The following is a 16,459-nucleotide window of genomic DNA, read 5'->3' on the forward strand; positions in this document are numbered from 1 at the left end:
GCCCGCGCCCTCGGCCGGCCGGCCGCTACTCCGGACGCAGGGTCAGGATGCGCGGCCCGTCCTCGGTGACCGCGACCGTGTGCTCCCAGTGCGCGGCACGGGTGCCGTCGGAGGTGACGACCGTCCAATCATCCTCGAGGACAACGGTATCTGTGGTGCCGAGGGTCAACATCGGTTCGATCGCCAGAACGGAGCCGACCACCAGTTGCGGCCCCTTGCCCGGAGCGCCCTCGTTGGCGAGGAACGGCTCCATGTGCATTTCGCGACCGATGCCGTGACCGCCGTAGCCGTCGACGATGCCGTACTTTCGGTCGTGCGCCACCTCGGCGGCGCGGGTGCCGAGTTCGATGGCGTGGGAGATGTCGGTGAGGCGGTTGCCGGGAAGCATCGCCGCGATCCCCGCCTCCATGGACAGCCGAGTGGCCTCGCTGAGCTGCTGATCCGCTTCGATGATGTCTCCGACACCGAAAGTCCACGCAGAGTCGCCGTGCCAGCCGTCGAGAATGGCGCCGCAGTCGATGGAGACGAGGTCTCCCTCGGCGAGAATGTCTTCCGCCGAGGGAATCCCGTGCACCACACGATCGTTGACGGACGAACAGATCGATCCGCTGAACCCGTGGTAGCCCTTGAACGAGGGCACGGCGCCTGCGCCGCGGATGACCGATTCGGCCACCTCGTCGAGTTCGAGCGTGCTCACACCCGGCTTCGCCGCATCGCGGACCGCCACCAGAGCCGCACCGACGATGGCACCGGCGGCCGCCATCGCGTCGAGCTCGCCTGCGGTCCGGAACGGAACGACCTTGCGCTTACGCCCGAAGCCCATTACTTACCCAACGCTGCCAGTGCACGAGCGTTGACCTCGTCGACCTCGCCCAGGGCGTCGACGGTCACCAGCTGGTCCTTGTAGTAGTCCAGCAGCGGCGCGGTCTCCTCGCGGTACACCCGGAGCCGGTTGCGGATGACGTCTTCCTTGTCGTCGGCGCGGCCACGGGCCAGCATCCGCTCGACCACGACGTCCTCGTCGACGATGAAGGACAGCACTGCGTCGAGCTTGGTGTTCAGCTCGGCGAGGATCGCCTCGAGCGCCTGAGCCTGGTCGACCGTCCGGGGGAAGCCGTCCAGGAGGAATCCGTTGGCCGCGTCCGGCTCGCCGACACGGGCCTTCACCATGTTGTTGGTGATCTCGCTGGGAACCAGGTCCCCGGCGTCCAGGTACTTCTTCGCCTCGAGGCCGAGGGGGGTGGCCTGGCCGATGTTCGCGCGGAACAGGTCGCCCGTCGAGATGTGCGGGACGCCGAGCTTCTCGGACAGAATCGCGGCCTGGGTGCCCTTGCCTGCACCGGGAGGACCAAGGAGGACAAGTCTCACTTGAGGAACCCTTCGTAGTTACGTTGCATCAATTGACTTTCGATCTGCTTGACCGTGTCCAGGGCGACGCTGACGAGAATCAGCACGGCCGCACCACCGAAGATGCTGCTGGAGGTCTGGCTTCCGGACAGGAAGAAGTGGGGCAGCACCGCGATCAGGCCGAGGTAGATCGAGCCGGGAACGGTGATGCGGTTGAGCACGTAATTCAGGTAGTCCGCGGTGGGGCGACCGGGGCGGATACCGGGAATGAAACCGCCGAACTTCTTCATCTCGTCCGCGCGCTCTTCCGGATTGAACGTGATCGCGACGTAGAAGAACACGAAGAACACGATCAGCGCGAAGTAGATGACGATGTACACCGGGTTGTTCGGATTCACCAGGTACTCGTTGATGATCCGCTGCCACCAGCTGGGATCGGCGGACGACGTGGCGCCGGTGAGCTGCGCGATGAGGTTCGGCAGATACAGAAGCGACGACGCGAAGATGACCGGGATGATGCCGGCCTGGTTGACCTTGAGCGGCAGGTACGTCGACGAACCGCCGTACATCTTGCGGCCGACCATGCGCTTGGCGTACTGCACGGGGATCCGCCGCTGGCCCTGCTCGACGAACACGACGCCGGCGATGATGGCGAGGGCCGCGACGCAGATGATCGCGAAGATCAGTCCCCCACGGCTGTCCAGGATGGCCTTGCCCTCGGACGGCAGGCGGGACGCGATACCCGAGAAGATCAGCAGCGACATGCCGTTACCGACACCGCGCTCGGTGATGACCTCACCGAACCACATGACGAGAGCAGCGCCCGCGGTCATGACCAGCACGATGATCACGAGGCCGAAGATGCTCTTGTCGGCGATGATCTCTTCCTGGCATCCCTGCAGCAGCTGGCCGCGCGACGCGAGCGCCACGATGCCGGTGGCCTGCAGGATCGCCAGGGCGATCGACAGATAACGCGTGTACTGCGTCATCTTCGCCTGGCCGGACTGGCCTTCCTTCCGAAGTTCCTCGAACTTCGGGATGACGACCGTCAACAGCTGGACGATGATGCTGGCCGTGATGTACGGCATGATGCCGATCGCGAAAATGGACAGCTGGAGTAGCGCGCCGCCGGAGAACAGGTTGATCAGCGAGTAGATACCCGCGGAGTCACCGCCCGACAGCTGATCGACACAGGCTCGGACGTTCCCGTAGTCGACGCCCGGCGACGGAATCACGGCACCGATGCGATAGAGCGCAACGAGACCGAGCGCGATGAGGATCTTCCGCCTCAGGTCTGGGGTCCTGAGGGCCGAGACGAAGGCGGAAAGCAAAGATCCTCCTGGCACGACGGTGGGGAGACGAGTCGAAAGCAGACTTGTCCGTGAATGAACTCTAGAACTCTAACAGTGGCAACTGAACGCACAGTTGGGAGACCTGCGGCAGGGCTGCCCGTACAGCCGCAAATGGCCGCAGTACAGCGCGAGGCTGTACTGCGGCCATCTACTGGCTAGCGGTGATAGCTCACAGCTCGGTGGCGGTACCACCGGCAGCAGCGATCTTCTCCTTGGCGGAGCCGGTGAACTTGTCGACCGTCACCTGGACGGCGACAGTCAGGTCGCCGTCGCCGAGAACCTTGACGAGCTGGTTCTTGCGGACGGCACCCTTGGCAACGAGGTCCTCGACCGTGACCTGTCCACCTTCGGGGAACAGACGGGCGATGTCGCCGACGTTGACGACCTGGTACTCGGTGCGGAACGGGTTGGTGAAACCCTTGAGCTTGGGCAGACGCATGTGCAGCGGCATCTGTCCACCCTCGAAGGCGGCGGGCACGTTCTTGCGGGCCTTGGTGCCCTTGGTGCCGCGACCGGCGGTCTTGCCGCGCTTGCCGCCTTCACCACGACCGACACGAATCTTGTCGGACTTGGCTCCCGGCGCGGGGCGCAGGTGATGCAGTTTGATGGTCATGGTTAGACCTCCTCAACTGTGACGAGGTGGCGCACCACGTTGATCAGACCGCGGTTCTGGGCATTGTCCTCGCGGACAACCGTCTGACGGATGCCCTTCAAGCCGAGGGTGCGCAGCGAGTTCCGCTGGTTCTGCTTGGTACCGATGGTGCTCTTGATCTGAGTGACCTTGAGTTCGGCCATTACTTCACGCTCCCAGCCTGTGCGCGCGCACGCAGCATGCCGGCGGGGGCAACGTCCTCGAGGGCGAGACCGCGGCGAGCGGCAACTTCCTCGGGGCGCTGCAGGCCCTTGAGCGCAGCAACGGTCGCATGCACAACATTGATGGCGTTGTCGCTACCGAGCGACTTCGACAGAATGTCGTGGATGCCGGCGCATTCCAGCACGGCACGCACCGCGCCACCGGCGATGACACCGGTACCGGGGCTTGCCGGACGCAGCATGACGACGCCCGCTGCGGCCTCACCCTGAACCGGGTGCGTGATGGTGCTGCCGATCATCGGAACGCGGAAGAAGCTCTTACGAGCCTCCTCGACGCCCTTCTGGATGGCCGCAGGAACTTCCTTGGCCTTGCCGTAGCCGACGCCGACCAGTCCGTTGCCGTCGCCCACGATCACCAGCGCGGTAAAGCTGAAGCGACGACCACCCTTGACGACCTTCGACACGCGGTTGATCGTGACGACGCGCTCGATGTGGTTCGACTTCTCGGCCGACTGTCCGCCGCGACGATCGTCGCGACCGCCACCACGACGGTCGCCGCCGCCGCGGTTGTCCCCGGTGTTGGGGCCATTCTGTCCGGCGGGTCCGCTTCCGCCGTCACGCCTCTGACGTCCCGGCATCAGGCTGTCCTTCCGTTCATGTACTCGGTCTTGGTCATCAGAACTTCAACCCGCCTTCGCGAGCTGCGTCCGCAAGGGCCGCGATGCGACCGTGGTAGCCGTGTCCACCGTGGTCGAACACGACGGCCTCGACACCGGCTGCCTTCGCGCGCTCGGCGATCAGCTGACCGACCTTCGCACTGAGGGCCTTCTTGTCGCCGTCCGCTGCACGCACGTCGGCCTCGGTGGTCGACGCCGCAGCCAGGGTGTGGCCTGCGAGGTCGTCCACGAGCTGGACGTGGATGTGGCGCGCGGACCGGTTGACGACCAGGCGGGGACGCTCGGGCGTGCCGGAGACCTTCTTGCGGAGACGGAAGTGACGACGCACCTTCGACAGGCGACGCTTCGTGGACGCATCCTTGCCGAGCGGAATCCGCTTGGCTTTCTGGTTTGCAGTCTGGCTCATATCACTTACCCGTCTTTCCGACCTTGCGGCGGATCTGCTCACCCTCGTAACGCACGCCCTTGCCCTTGTACGGGTCCGGACGACGGAGACGACGGATGTTGGCCGAGATCTGCCCGACCTTCTGCTTGTCGATGCCCGACACCGAGAACTTGGTGGGCGACTCGACCGCGAAGGTGATGCCTTCCGGAGCCTCGATCGGAACCGGGTGGCTGTAGCCGAGTGCGAACTCGAGGTCCTTGCCCTTGAGAGCGACGCGGTAACCGACGCCGTGAATCTCCATCTTGGTGGTGTAACCGTCGGTGACACCGGTGATGAGGTTCTGCACCAGGGTGCGAGACAGACCGTGCAGCGCGCGGCTGCGACGCTCGTCGTCCGGACGAGTCACGCTGAGCGTGCCGTCGTCGTTCTTCGCAATGGCAATCGGCTCGGAGATCGTCAGGGCCAGCGAGCCCTTGGGACCCTTGACCGTGACGTCCTGGCCGTCGATCGAGACGTCGACGCCGCCGGGGACGGTGACGGGAATCTTTCCAATACGCGACATTGTGGTGGCCTCCCTTACCAGACGTAGGCGAGGACTTCCCCGCCCACTCCTTGATTGGCCGCCTGGCGATCGGTGAGCAGGCCGGTGGACGTGGAAATGATCGCCACTCCGAGGCCGCCCAGAACCTTGGGCAGGTTGGTGGACTTCGCGTACACACGCAGACCGGGCTTGGAGACGCGACGCACGCCAGCAAGGCTGCGCTCACGGCTCGGGCCGTACTTCAGGTCGACGATGAGGGTCTTGCCCACCTCGGCGTCTTCGGTGCGGTAGTCGGCGATGTAACCCTCGCGCTTGAGGATCTCGGCGATGTTCGCCTTGATCTTCGAGTGGGGCAACTTCACCTCATCGTGGTACGCCGTGTTGGCGTTGCGCAGACGCGTCAAGAAGTCTGCGATGGGGTCGGTCATGGTCATGAGGTTGACCTCTACCTTTCTCACAACGGTTCCCTCTGCCGATTCCGGCGCAGGCCTATCGCGAAGTAGGTCTTACGTTTCCCGGTCCGAGGTTACGAACCGGAAGTCTGTGGGGTGACGCCGCCGCCGAGGCGACGGCGTCACCGGCTCACCAGGAGCTCTTGTGAACGCCGGGCAGCTCGCCGGCGTGCGCCATCTCACGGACGCAGATTCGGCACAGGCCGAACTTGCGGAACACCGAGTGCGGACGGCCGCAGCGCTGGCAGCGGGTGTAGGCGCGCACCGCGAACTTGGGCTTCTTGTTGGCCTTGTTGACCAATGCCTTCTTAGCCATTAGCTCAGTTCTCCTTGAACGGGAAGCCGAGGTGCTTCAGCAGGGCACGGCCTTCTTCGTTGTTGGTCGCGGTGGTCACCACGGTGATGTCCATGCCGCGCGGGCGGTCGATCTTGTCCACGTCGATCTCGTGGAACATCGACTGCTCGTTCAGGCCGAACGTGTAGTTGCCGTTGCCGTCGAACTGGTTGCCCGACAGGCCGCGGAAGTCCCTGATGCGGGGAAGCGCGACGGACACGAGACGGTCCAGGAACTCCCACATGCGGTCGCCACGCAGCGTGACGCGGGCACCGATCGGCATTCCCTCGCGGAGCTTGAACTGCGCGATGGACTTGCGTGCCTTGCGGATCTCGGGCTTCTGACCGGTGATCAGAGCGAGATCGTTGACGGCACCGTTGATCAGCTTGGCGTCGCGCGCGGCGTCACCGACACCCATGTTGACGACGACCTTGACGACGCCGGGGATCTGCATCACGTTGGCGTAGTCGAACTCGGTGTTCAGCGCAGCCTTGATCTCCTCGCGGTAGCGAGTCTTCAGGCGCGGCTGGATCTTGTTCTCAGTGGAGGTCATGTCAGATGTCCTTCCCGTTCTTCCGGGAAATCCGAACGCGCTTGCCGGACTCTTCGTCGGTCCGGTAGCCCACGCGGGTGGGGTTGCCGTCCGAGTCGACGACCGCGACGTTGGAAACGTGGATCGGGGCTTCCTGCGTGACGATGCCGCCGGAGGAGGCTCCGCGCTCGTTCGCGGAAACCGCGGTGTGCTTCTTGATGCGGTTCACGCCTTCGACGAGGACCTTGTTGGTCGCGGGGTAGGCCTGGATGACCTTCCCCTTCGCGCCCTTGTCCTTGCCGGCGATGACCAGCACGGTGTCACCCTTGTGCACCTTCATCACAGCACCTCCGGGGCGAGCGAGACGATCTTCATGAACTTCTTCTCACGCAGCTCACGGCCGACGGGGCCGAAGATGCGGGTGCCACGGGGATCGTTGTCCGGCTTGATGAGGACGGCGGCGTTCTCGTCGAACTTGATGTACGACCCGTCCGGACGGCGACGCTCCTTGGTGGTACGGACGATGACGGCCTTGACGACCTCGCCCTTCTTGATGTTTCCACCCGGGATGGCGTCCTTGACGGTGGCGACGATGATGTCACCGATCCCGGCGTAGCGGCGAGACGAACCACCGAGAACGCGGATGCAGAGAATCTCCTTGGCACCCGTGTTGTCGGCGACGCGCAGCCGCGACTCCTGCTGAATCACTTACTTCTCCTTGACCTGGACTGTTGCACGGCAGATTTCCGACCCGACGTGCGCGGTCTGTACCCGTGCCCTGCGAGAGGGGCCGCCCGGGTGGGCGGCACAACGGTGGGGTTGCCGTGCGTCTGCCGCAAGGCAACCCCACCATCGTACTGGATACATTATTCGGTTTCTTACTTGGCCTTCTCGAGGACCTCGACGAGACGCCAGTGCTTGGTCGCGGACAGCGGACGGGTCTCCATCAGCTGCACGCGGTCACCGATGCCTGCGACGCCGTTCTCGTCGTGCGCCTTCACCTTGCTGGTGCGCCGGATGATCTTGCCGTAGAGCGGGTGCTTGACCCGGTCTTCGAGCTCGACCACGATCGTCTTCTCCATCTTGTCGGAGACGACGTATCCGGTGCGGACCTTGCGGCTGCCGCGCTCTTCAGTGCTCACTGCTTTTTCCTCACTCATGCCGCGTCACCTGCGTCCGGACCAACGGCCAGCCCGAGCTCACGCTCACGCAGAACGGTGTAGATACGCGCGATCTCGTGACGAACGGTACGAAGTCGACGGTTGTTGTCCATCTGACCCGTTGCCATCTGGAAACGAAGGTTGAACAGCTCTTCCTTCGACTCACGAAGCCGGGTGACCAGCTCTTCTTCGGTGAGCTCGCGGAGCTCTGCGGCTGGGGTTCCAGTAGCCATCAGAACTGCTCCTCCCTTGTCACGATCCGGCACTTGCACGGGAGCTTGTGCATCGCGCGGCGCAGGGCCTCACGAGCGATCTCCTCATTGGGGTAGCTCATCTCGAACATCACGCGACCGGGCTTGACGTTCGCGATCCACCACTCGGGCGAACCCTTACCGGAACCCATGCGGGTTTCGGCCGGCTTCTTGGTGAGGGGGCGATCCGGGAAGATGTTGATCCAGATCTTGCCGCCACGCTTGATGTGCCGGGTCATGGCGATACGAGCGGACTCGATCTGCCGGTTGGTGATGTAGGCCGGCTCGAGAGCCTGGATGCCGTAGTCACCGAAGGTCACCTGGGTTCCACCCTTGGCGGCACCCGAACGGCTCGGATGGTGCTGCTTGCGGTGCTTGACCCGCCGTGGGATCAACATGCGTCAGCCCTCCTTCTGTTCAGTCGTAGCGGGTGCATCGGCAGTGGCGGTCGCTGCGCGGCCGGCCTCGGTGCTGGTCGCGGTGGTGCCGGTGGCACCGGAACGACGGGGACGGCTCGGACGCTCACGACGCGGGCGGTCGCCTGCGGGAGCAGCCACGTTGGCGGCCAGCTCACGCTTGCCACCGACGATGTCGCCCTTGTAGATCCAGACCTTCACGCCGATGCGGCCGAAGGTGGTCTTGGCCTCGTAGAGGCCGTAGTCGATGTCCGCACGAAGCGTGTGCAGCGGCACACGGCCTTCGCGGTAGAACTCCGACCGGGACATCTCGGCGCCGCCGAGACGACCGGAGCACTGAACGCGGATGCCCTTGACGTTGGGCTGACGCATGGCCGACTGGATGGCCTTGCGCATGGCGCGACGGAAGGCGACTCGGTTCGAGAGCTGCTCGGCCACACCCTGTGCGACGAGCTGAGCCTCGGCCTCGGCGTTCTTGACCTCGAGGATGTTCAGCTGGACCTGCTTGCCGGTCAGCTTCTCGAGCTCGGAACGGATGCGATCGGCTTCGGCGCCGCGGCGGCCGATGACGATGCCCGGGCGAGCGGTGTGGATGTCCACACGCACACGGTCACGGGTGCGCTCGATCTCGACCTTCGCGATGCCCGCGCGCTCCATGCCGGTGGCGAGGAGCTTACGGATCGCGACGTCTTCCTTGACGTACTCCGCGTACTGCTTGTCTGCGTACCAGCGAGACTTCCAGTCGGTGGTGATGCCGAGGCGGAAGCCGTGCGGGTTGATTTTCTGGCCCACTACTGAGCACTTCCCTTCCGGCGATTACGGGTCGATGTTCCGGTCTTCGGCAGGCTCTCCACGATCACGGTGATGTGACTGGTGCGCTTGCGGATACGGAACGCACGTCCCTGTGCACGCGGCTGGAACCGCTTGAGGGTCGCGCCCTCGTCCACGAACGCCGTGGCGACGACAAGCGTGCTCGGGTCGAGGTCGAGGTTGTTCTCGGCGTTGGCTGCTGCGGAGGCGATCACCTTGGCGACCGGCTCGCTCGCTGCCTGCGGCGCGAACTTCAGGATGTTCAGGGCGTCTTCAACCGAACGCCCGCGGACCAGGTCCACAACACGACGCGCCTTCATCGGCGTGACGCGCACGTGGCGCGCTACTGCCTTGGCGGTCGGGTTGGCGGTTTCGGTGTTGCTCATCGCCTCTTCGCCTTCCGATCATCCTTGATGTGACCCTTGAACGTGCGGGTCGGTGCAAACTCTCCGAGCTTGTGTCCGACCATCGAGTCGGAAACGAACACGGGGACGTGCTTGCGGCCGTCGTGAACCGCAAACGTGTGGCCGATGAAGTCCGGGATGATCGTGGAACGACGGGACCAGGTCTTGATGACCTGCTTGGTTCCCTTTTCGTTCTGCACGTCCACCTTCGCGAGGAGGTGGTCATCGACGAACGGGCCCTTCTTGAGGCTGCGTGGCATCCTTCACTCCCTCCTAGCGCTTGTTCTTGCCGGTACGGCGACGACGGACAATGAGCTTGTCGCTCGCCTTGTTCTTGCGGGTGCGGCCCTCGGGCTTGCCCCACGGGCTGACCGGGTGGCGACCACCGGAGGTCTTACCCTCACCACCACCGTGCGGGTGGTCGACCGGGTTCATCACGACACCACGGACGGTCGGGCGCTTGCCCTTCCAGCGCATACGGCCGGCCTTGCCCCAGTTGATGTTCGACTGTTCGGCGTTGCCGACCTCACCGATCGAGGCGCGGCAGCGAACGTCGACACGACGGATTTCGCCGGACGGCATACGCAGCGTGGCGTAGGTGCCTTCCTTACCGAGCAGCTGGATGCTGGATCCGGCCGAGCGGGCCATCTTGGCGCCGCCACCCGGGCGGAGTTCCACCGCGTGGATGGTGGTACCCGTCGGGATGTTGCGCAGGGGCAGGTTGTTGCCGGGCTTGATGTCGGCGCCTGCGCCGGACTCGACCGGAGCACCCTGGGCCAGGCCCTTGGGGGCGATGATGTAGCGCTTCTCGCCGTCCGCGTAGTGCAGCAGGGCGATACGCGCGGTGCGGTTGGGGTCGTACTCGATGTGAGCGACCTTGGCCGGCACGCCGTCCTTGTCGTTGCGACGGAAATCGATCAGCCGGTAGGCGCGCTTGTGTCCGCCACCCTTGTGCCGGGTGGTGATACGACCGTGTGCGTTACGTCCACCGCGTCCGTGGAGCGGGCGAACCAGCGACTTCTCGGGGGTCGACCGAGTGATCTCGGCGAAGTCCGAGACGCTCGAGCCACGACGGCCCGGGGTAGTCGGCTTGTACTTACGGATTGCCATGAGTCTTCTCGTCCTCTATGTCTCGTCAAGTCCCGGGCGCTTACGCGACCGGTCCTCCGAAGATCTCGATGGGCTTGCTGTCGGCCGAGAGGGTCACGAGCGCGCGCTTGGTGTCCTTGCGCTTGCCGTAACCGAACCGGGTCCGCTTGCGCTTGCCCTGACGGTTGGCGGTGTTGACGCTGGTCACGGTGACGCCGAAGATCTTCTCGACGGCAATCTTGATCTGCGTCTTGTTCGAGTCCGGGTGCACCAGGAAGGTGTAGGTGCCCTCCTCGATCAGTCCGTAGGACTTCTCGGAGATGACCGGGGCGAGCAGGATGTCGCGGGGATCGGCGATGGTGCTCACTTGCCCTCCTCCTTATTCTCTTCCTGGGCGGTCTCGGCGGGCCCGTGGATGAACGAGTTCAGCGCCTCGACGCTGAAGACGACATCATCGCTGTTGAGCACGTCGTAGGTGTTGAGCTGGTCGGGTGCAATGGGGTGCACGCCGTCCAGGTTCTGCACGCTCTTCCAGGCCGCGATGTCCTCGCGTCCGACGACGAGCAGGACCTTCTTGCGGTCCGAGATCTCGCCGAGGAAGGTGCGGGCGGACTTCGTGGACGGAGTCTGACCGGCAACCAGTTCGGTGATCACGTGGATGCGCTCGTTGCGGGCCCGGTCGGAGAGGGCTCCGCGCAGGGCGGCGGCCTTCATCTTCTTGGGGGTCCGCTGGCTGTAGTCGCGCGGCTGCGGGCCGTGGACGGTGCCACCACCGGCGAACTGCGGTGCACGCGTCGAGCCCTGACGAGCGCGGCCGGTGCCCTTCTGGCGGTACGGCTTCTTGCCACCGCCGCGAACCTCGCCGCGGGTCTTGGTGGCGTGGGTGCCCTGACGTGCAGCAGCGAGCTGCGCGACGACAACCTGGTGGAGAAGCGCGATGTTGGCAGGCGCGTCGAAGATCTCCGCGGGGAGATCGACGGTGCCGTTGGTCTTGCCGCCGGCGACCTTGACGTCCAGCGTCAGCTTGGTCGTCGATGTCTCGGTGCTGGTCATGCTCGTGCACCACCCTTCACTGCACTCTTGACGATCACGAGGCCACCCTTGCGGCCGGGGATCGCACCCTTGATCAGCAGCAGGCCGTTCTCGGCGTCCACCTTGTGAACGGAGAGGTTCTGCGTCGTGATGCGGTCGCTACCCATGCGGCCGGACATGCGCATGCCCTTGAACACGCGGCCCGGAGTGGCGCAACCACCGATGGAACCGGGGCGACGGTGAACGGCCTGCGCACCGTGCGATGCACCCTGACCGGCGAAGCCGTGACGCTTCATGGTTCCGGCGAAGCCCTTACCCTTGCTGGTTCCGGTGACGTCGACGTAGGCGCCGTCCTCGAAGACCTCGGCGGTAAGTTCCTGGCCGACCTCGTACTCCGAGGTGTCGGCAACGCGGAGCTCCACAACGTGGCGGCGCGGGGTGACGCCGGCCTTGGCGAACTGGCCGGAAGTCGGCTTGTTCACCTTGCGCGGGTCGATGGCGCCGAACGCGAGCTGCACGGCGCTGTAGCCGTCACGCTCTTCGGTACGAATCTGGGTCACGACGTTCGGTCCGGCCTTCACGACGGTGACCGGAACGACCCGGTTGTTCTCGTCGAAGACCTGGGTCATGCCGAGCTTGGTGCCCAGGATTCCCTTGATCTTGGTATCAGTCATTGTTTTTGTCTCCGCCGCGCTCACTGAATGTTGACGTCGACGCTGGCCGGAAGGTCGATGCGCATGAGCGCGTCAACCGTCTTGGGCGTCGGGTCGAGGATGTCGATAAGCCGCTTGTGAGTACGCATCTCGAAGTGCTCGCGCGAGTCCTTGTACTTGTGCGGCGAGCGGATGACGCAGTACACGTTCTTTTCGGTCGGCAACGGCACGGGTCCAACGACGCGGGCCCCGGTACGGGTCACCGTCTCGACGATCTTGCGCGCTGACGCGTCGATCGCCTCATGGTCGTAGGCCTTGAGCCTGATGCGGATCTTCTGTCCCGCCACGCTTAGTGTCCTTTTCTTGCCGCGTTTCGTAGTCCCACCCGAGTCGGGCCGAACTACCTCGTCTGCACAGTCCCTTACCTGGGCCGCAACTGTCCGAACGCTAGGCGACCGGGACACACCCGATCCGCTGCCGCTGTTCATCTGTCATGGTTCTCCGGTACACGCGGTCGGGCGTGTCGCCCTTCCACTCATTCTCCGACCCGGAACTTTTCAGCTTTTCGGGCCGGGAACGCGCACCGGATGCACTCGAATTCGAGTGCCAGTAGGTACTGCTTCCGTCTTGCATGTGGCCGCGAGCAGGTCATGTGATCTACACCGCGACGTTTCACCCCACCTGTTTCGGGCCGCAAACGATCGCGTCCCAGACAAGGCAACCCGACCAGTATGCCGTACCGGGCGGGAGACTTCAAACCGGGCTCGATTCCTCTCGTGCTCGACCGAACTTACTCTGAAGTAAGATACGGGGATGACTACCTCGAGTCCCACGTTCGCCGCGTGGCAGAAGCTCCCCGACAACGCGCTCGGGCACGTCCTCTTCTCTGTCGGCATGTGTCTGCGCGTCCCCTACTTCGGCTCGGTACTCCCCCGCGTCGTCGAGATGCGGCCGGGCCGTTGCGAAGTCCGCGCACCGAAATGGTGGGGCGTCCGCAACCACCTGGGCACCTTCCACGCGATCGCGGCGTGCAACCTCGCCGAGGCCGCCATGGGCATGCTGTCCGAGGCGACCGTGCCGTCGACCCACCGGTGGATCCCGAAGTCGATGACGGTCGACTACCTCGCCAAGGCGAACGGAACGCTGCGCGCCGTCGCGGAACTGCGGGAGCTGCCGGACTTCGCCGCGATCACCGAGGGCACCCACGTGGTCGTGCCCGTGCGCATCTTCGACCGGCAGGGAGTAGAGGTGGTTCACGCCGACATCACGACGTGGGTCACGCCGCGGTAGAGCGCGAAAGGCACATGTCGAAGCTCACATTCGTTCCGGAGTTCGTGGGGGTGGCCCGAATTACCGTGTGGCACTTCCCCGGAGCCGGAACGTCACGGCACAGCACGCCCTTCCGGCCGGACGGGATCGGTTTCCGCCGTGGTCGCCGGGGCCGAAGTGGTACAGACGTCCGGCATTTATCGTGTACCTGTCTTTACGCGTTACAGAAGTTTTCCCCTCCCCTTCGTCGGGCGCGAAGGTGTTCCCCGGTCTGCCTTGATCACCCTCTTCGCGTGACATACTCGGGACATGCCAGCACCTGACACCGCCGTTCTTGTCGAGGGAATCGAGAAATCCTTCGGTGACGTAGCAGCGTTGCGGGGTGTGAGCTTCGAGGTGCCCCGCGGCACGGTCCTGGGCATCCTGGGCCCCAACGGCGCAGGGAAGACCACCACCGTCAACGTGCTGTCCACTCTGCTGCGGCCCGATGCGGGCCGCGCGTTCGTCGCCGGACACGACGTCGTCGAGGAGTCGGCGAACGTCCGGCGCAGCATCATGATGACGGGTCAGTACGCCGCCCTCGACGAGTCGCTGACCGGCCGCGAGAATCTGGTGCTGTTCGGCCGCCTGATGGGCCTGCCCAAGGCGTCCGCGAAATCGCGCGCGCAGGACCTCCTGAGCCAGTTCGATCTGCTCGAAGCGGGTGACCGGAAGGTGTCCGGGTACTCCGGCGGTATGCGCCGGCGCGTCGACATCGCCTGTGGCCTCGTGATCCGTCCCGAGGTGGTGTTCCTCGACGAGCCCACCACCGGCCTCGACCCCCGCAGCCGCCAGGGCGTGTGGTCCCTCGTATCCGCACTGAAAGAGCAGGGCATCACGATCCTGCTGACCACGCAGTACCTCGAAGAGGCCGACCTGCTGAGCGACAACATCGTCGTCATCGACAAAGGCACCGTGATCGCCGAGGGCACGGCCGACGAACTGAAGGCCCGGACCGGCGGAAGCTACTGCGAGGTCGTCCCGGTGAGTCTCGACGACCTGCCGCGCGTCCGCGAAATCCTCTCGAGCCTCTGCCCACCCGGCCGGGCCATCGAAGAAGGCACCGACCGGCTGTCGATTCCCGCCGAACACGGCGCCCAGACCCTCGCCGAGGTTCTGCGCCGCCTCGACCTCGCCGGGGTCACGCTCGCCGACATCGCCCTGCGGCGCCCGTCCCTCGACGACGTCTTCCTCTCCCTCACCGGTCACGTCCGCGTCGACGAGAGCCTGCCGTCGTGACGGCGCCCGCCCAGCTCGGATTCGAGCGTGCCCTCGAAGGAAAGCACCGGCGGCCTCAACCGTCGAGCATCCAGCAGTGGATTGCGCTGTCCAAGCGCAACCTGCACACGATGGCAGTGTCCGGTCAGTTCTTCATAGCAGTGTTGGCGCCATTAATCTTCACCATCGGCTTCTACCTGCCGCTACGCCTGGTGATGAAATTCCAGGGCATCGATTACGCACAGTTCGTCATGCCGATCATCGTCCTGCAGGCCATGGCATTCACCGCCATCTCGGCGGCGCACCGAGCTGCTACCGAGGCATCGAACGGGATGAACTCCCGGTTCCAGACGATGCCGATCGGCCCAGCAATTCCGTTGGCGGCAAGGATGACCGCCAGCTTCATACATTCGGCGATTTCGCTCGTAGCATCGATCGCATACGGATTGCTGATCGGATTCCGATTCGATGGCGGTGTGGCACAAACTGCCGCGTTCTGCGGACTAGCCATGGCCATTGGATTCACCCTCACAACGGGGGCCGATGCGCTCGGCACCCTGACCCGGAGCCCCGAGATCACAAGTCAAGCGCTGACGCTCCCCCAACTGATCCTCGGCATGTTCTCGTCCGGTTTCGTTCCGGTGACGCAATTCCCCGAATGGGCTCAGGGCTTCGTGCGAAATCAGCCGATCTCACAGTTCTCCACGTCCATGCGCGCGATGACCGATGGGACGATCACGTTCCAGCTACTGACACCTACGTTGCTGTGGTGCGCAGGATTTGCCTTGGTTTTCCTCCCGTTGTCGATCTGGTCGAATGTGAGGCGCGGATGACCACCGAGTACCGATCCGACACACCGGCGACGGTGACCTTCCCCGAGGTGCTCGAACCTCACCCGGAGAATTCCCTCGCCGCGCTGTTCTCTCATAGCTTGCTGCAGACCGGACGACTTCTGCTCCGATGGGCTCGCGACCCGTACACCATGCTTCAGGCGATCGTGTACCCGTCGTTGATGTTGCTGATGTTCTGGGCGGTGCTCGGGATCTCGATTACCAAGGCCACCGGGGTCAACAGCGTCTTCGGGACCGTTCCGATGATCACGCTCGTCGGCGCGATGTTCGGATCCATCGCGGGCGGTCTGTCGCTGAAGAAGGAATGGGCGGACGGGCTCCTGAGCCGGTTCTGGGTGCTGCCCGTGCACCGCGCGTCGGGCCTGATCAGCCGCCTGATGGCCGAATCCGTGCGGATCATGCTCACCACGGTGCTGATCATCGCCGTCGGTTTCGCCATCGGGTTCCGGTTCGATCAAGGCATTCTCGCCGGTATCGCATTGATGCTCCTGCCGCTGCTGTTCGGGGTGAGTTTCGCGACGATGGTGACCGCCCTCGCCGTCAACGCGGCGAAGGCGCCGCTCGTCGAAATCCTCTCCCTACTGTGCACTCTCCTGCTGTTCTTCAACTCGGGATTCGTACCCACAGGCGCCTACCCCACGTGGCTTCAGCCGTTCGTGGAGAACCAGCCGATGTCGTGCGCGATCGACGCGATGAAGGGACTGTCGATGGGCGGACCGGTCGCGGAACCCCTGCTCAAGACGATTGCGTGGTCGCTCGCCGGGCTGCTGATCTTCACCTACCCGGCGGTGCGCGGCTATCGCCGGGCCGCGGGCAACCCGGCGTAGCCCCTAC

28 protein-coding genes are annotated in these 16,459 nt (G+C 64.6%); 4 read left to right on the plus strand and 24 right to left on the minus strand.

Going from position 1 to position 16,459, the window contains the following annotated elements; translation table 11 throughout:
* Positions 1–25: 25 nt before the first annotated feature.
* From map to rpsJ, 24 genes are all read right to left on the minus strand, one after another.
* On the minus strand, positions 26–823 hold the full coding sequence (gene map / locus JVH1_RS05550; RefSeq protein WP_009479374.1) for a type I methionyl aminopeptidase: 798 nt from the start codon (positions 821–823) through the stop codon (positions 26–28).
* A complete protein-coding gene (locus JVH1_RS05555) occupies positions 823–1,368 on the minus strand; it encodes an adenylate kinase (protein ID WP_009479373.1) in 546 nt (181 codons plus the stop codon). Before JVH1_RS05555 ends, map begins: the two co-directional genes overlap by 1 nt.
* Positions 1,365–2,678, minus strand: a complete 1,314-nt coding sequence (gene secY / locus JVH1_RS05560) for a preprotein translocase subunit SecY (protein ID WP_005239668.1) — start codon at positions 2,676–2,678, stop codon at positions 1,365–1,367. Before secY ends, JVH1_RS05555 begins: the two co-directional genes overlap by 4 nt.
* A gap of 190 nt (positions 2,679–2,868) precedes the next feature.
* Complete coding sequence (gene rplO / locus JVH1_RS05565; protein ID WP_005239667.1) at positions 2,869–3,312, minus strand: 50S ribosomal protein L15; 444 nt, start codon at positions 3,310–3,312, stop codon at positions 2,869–2,871.
* 2 nt (positions 3,313–3,314) lie between these two features.
* Positions 3,315–3,494, minus strand: coding sequence for a 50S ribosomal protein L30 (gene rpmD, locus JVH1_RS05570; protein ID WP_005253859.1), 180 nt, complete (start codon positions 3,492–3,494; stop codon positions 3,315–3,317).
* Positions 3,494–4,150 (minus strand): 30S ribosomal protein S5, encoded by a 657-nt coding sequence (gene rpsE / locus JVH1_RS05575; protein ID WP_005253858.1) that lies wholly within the window; start codon positions 4,148–4,150, stop codon positions 3,494–3,496. The genes rpmD and rpsE overlap by 1 nt, the downstream gene beginning before the upstream one ends.
* Before the next feature lie 37 nt (positions 4,151–4,187).
* Complete coding sequence (gene rplR / locus JVH1_RS05580; RefSeq protein ID WP_009479372.1) at positions 4,188–4,595, minus strand: 50S ribosomal protein L18; 408 nt, start codon at positions 4,593–4,595, stop codon at positions 4,188–4,190.
* Between the two features lies 1 nt (position 4,596).
* Positions 4,597–5,136 (minus strand): 50S ribosomal protein L6, encoded by a 540-nt coding sequence (rplF, locus tag JVH1_RS05585; RefSeq protein WP_009479371.1) that lies wholly within the window; start codon positions 5,134–5,136, stop codon positions 4,597–4,599.
* A gap of 14 nt (positions 5,137–5,150) precedes the next feature.
* Positions 5,151–5,549, minus strand: coding sequence for a 30S ribosomal protein S8 (rpsH, locus tag JVH1_RS05590; protein WP_005239657.1), 399 nt, complete (start codon positions 5,547–5,549; stop codon positions 5,151–5,153).
* 148 nt (positions 5,550–5,697) lie between these two features.
* Complete coding sequence (locus JVH1_RS05595) at positions 5,698–5,883, minus strand: type Z 30S ribosomal protein S14 (RefSeq protein ID WP_005239644.1); 186 nt, start codon at positions 5,881–5,883, stop codon at positions 5,698–5,700.
* Positions 5,884–5,887: 4 nt separating this feature from the next.
* The gene (gene rplE, locus JVH1_RS05600) at positions 5,888–6,454 is read right to left on the minus strand and encodes a 50S ribosomal protein L5 (protein WP_005239642.1); all 567 of its coding nucleotides are present in this window, start codon (positions 6,452–6,454) and stop codon (positions 5,888–5,890) included.
* Between the two features lies 1 nt (position 6,455).
* Positions 6,456–6,773 (minus strand): 50S ribosomal protein L24, encoded by a 318-nt coding sequence (rplX, locus tag JVH1_RS05605; protein ID WP_005239640.1) that lies wholly within the window; start codon positions 6,771–6,773, stop codon positions 6,456–6,458.
* On the minus strand, positions 6,773–7,141 hold the full coding sequence (rplN, locus tag JVH1_RS05610) for a 50S ribosomal protein L14 (RefSeq protein WP_005239639.1): 369 nt from the start codon (positions 7,139–7,141) through the stop codon (positions 6,773–6,775). The genes rplX and rplN overlap by 1 nt, the downstream gene beginning before the upstream one ends.
* Before the next feature lie 170 nt (positions 7,142–7,311).
* Entirely contained in the window at positions 7,312–7,593 is a 282-nt protein-coding gene (gene rpsQ, locus JVH1_RS05615) for a 30S ribosomal protein S17 (RefSeq protein WP_005239638.1), read from the minus strand.
* The gene (gene rpmC, locus JVH1_RS05620) at positions 7,590–7,826 is read right to left on the minus strand and encodes a 50S ribosomal protein L29 (protein ID WP_005239637.1); all 237 of its coding nucleotides are present in this window, start codon (positions 7,824–7,826) and stop codon (positions 7,590–7,592) included. The genes rpsQ and rpmC overlap by 4 nt, the downstream gene beginning before the upstream one ends.
* Positions 7,826–8,242: a 50S ribosomal protein L16 gene (gene rplP, locus JVH1_RS05625; protein WP_005239636.1), complete on the minus strand. Its 417-nt coding sequence runs from the start codon at positions 8,240–8,242 to the stop codon at positions 7,826–7,828. The genes rpmC and rplP overlap by 1 nt, the downstream gene beginning before the upstream one ends.
* Before the next feature lie 3 nt (positions 8,243–8,245).
* Positions 8,246–9,052 (minus strand): 30S ribosomal protein S3, encoded by an 807-nt coding sequence (gene rpsC / locus JVH1_RS05630; protein ID WP_005239635.1) that lies wholly within the window; start codon positions 9,050–9,052, stop codon positions 8,246–8,248.
* Entirely contained in the window at positions 9,052–9,456 is a 405-nt protein-coding gene (gene rplV, locus JVH1_RS05635) for a 50S ribosomal protein L22 (protein WP_005239634.1), read from the minus strand. Before rplV ends, rpsC begins: the two co-directional genes overlap by 1 nt.
* Positions 9,453–9,734 (minus strand): 30S ribosomal protein S19, encoded by a 282-nt coding sequence (gene rpsS / locus JVH1_RS05640; RefSeq protein WP_003940820.1) that lies wholly within the window; start codon positions 9,732–9,734, stop codon positions 9,453–9,455. Before rpsS ends, rplV begins: the two co-directional genes overlap by 4 nt.
* 13 nt (positions 9,735–9,747) lie before the next feature.
* Complete coding sequence (rplB, locus tag JVH1_RS05645) at positions 9,748–10,584, minus strand: 50S ribosomal protein L2 (protein ID WP_009479368.1); 837 nt, start codon at positions 10,582–10,584, stop codon at positions 9,748–9,750.
* A 40-nt stretch (positions 10,585–10,624) separates the two neighbouring features.
* On the minus strand, positions 10,625–10,930 hold the full coding sequence (rplW, locus tag JVH1_RS05650; protein ID WP_005239632.1) for a 50S ribosomal protein L23: 306 nt from the start codon (positions 10,928–10,930) through the stop codon (positions 10,625–10,627).
* On the minus strand, positions 10,927–11,616 hold the full coding sequence (gene rplD / locus JVH1_RS05655) for a 50S ribosomal protein L4 (RefSeq protein WP_009479367.1): 690 nt from the start codon (positions 11,614–11,616) through the stop codon (positions 10,927–10,929). Before rplD ends, rplW begins: the two co-directional genes overlap by 4 nt.
* The gene (gene rplC / locus JVH1_RS05660) at positions 11,613–12,269 is read right to left on the minus strand and encodes a 50S ribosomal protein L3 (RefSeq protein WP_009479366.1); all 657 of its coding nucleotides are present in this window, start codon (positions 12,267–12,269) and stop codon (positions 11,613–11,615) included. The genes rplD and rplC overlap by 4 nt, the downstream gene beginning before the upstream one ends.
* 20 nt (positions 12,270–12,289) lie before the next feature.
* Positions 12,290–12,595 (minus strand): 30S ribosomal protein S10, encoded by a 306-nt coding sequence (rpsJ, locus tag JVH1_RS05665; RefSeq protein WP_003938093.1) that lies wholly within the window; start codon positions 12,593–12,595, stop codon positions 12,290–12,292.
* A gap of 466 nt (positions 12,596–13,061) precedes the next feature.
* On the opposite strand from rpsJ, the gene JVH1_RS05670 reads away from it, so the two are divergent.
* From JVH1_RS05670 to JVH1_RS05685, 4 genes are all read left to right on the plus strand, one after another.
* The gene (locus tag JVH1_RS05670) at positions 13,062–13,538 is read left to right on the plus strand and encodes a hotdog fold domain-containing protein (protein ID WP_009479364.1); all 477 of its coding nucleotides are present in this window, start codon (positions 13,062–13,064) and stop codon (positions 13,536–13,538) included.
* A gap of 288 nt (positions 13,539–13,826) precedes the next feature.
* The gene (locus JVH1_RS05675; RefSeq protein WP_009479363.1) at positions 13,827–14,795 is read left to right on the plus strand and encodes an ATP-binding cassette domain-containing protein; all 969 of its coding nucleotides are present in this window, start codon (positions 13,827–13,829) and stop codon (positions 14,793–14,795) included.
* Positions 14,792–15,607, plus strand: a complete 816-nt coding sequence (locus tag JVH1_RS05680) for an ABC transporter permease (protein WP_009479362.1) — start codon at positions 14,792–14,794, stop codon at positions 15,605–15,607. Before JVH1_RS05675 ends, JVH1_RS05680 begins: the two co-directional genes overlap by 4 nt.
* A complete protein-coding gene (locus JVH1_RS05685; RefSeq protein ID WP_009479361.1) occupies positions 15,604–16,452 on the plus strand; it encodes an ABC transporter permease in 849 nt (282 codons plus the stop codon). The genes JVH1_RS05680 and JVH1_RS05685 overlap by 4 nt, the downstream gene beginning before the upstream one ends.
* Positions 16,453–16,459: the final 7 nt, after the last annotated feature.

This window comes from Rhodococcus sp. JVH1 (assembly GCF_000280725.2).
Lineage (GTDB): Bacteria > Actinomycetota > Actinomycetes > Mycobacteriales > Mycobacteriaceae > Rhodococcus_F > Rhodococcus_F jostii_A.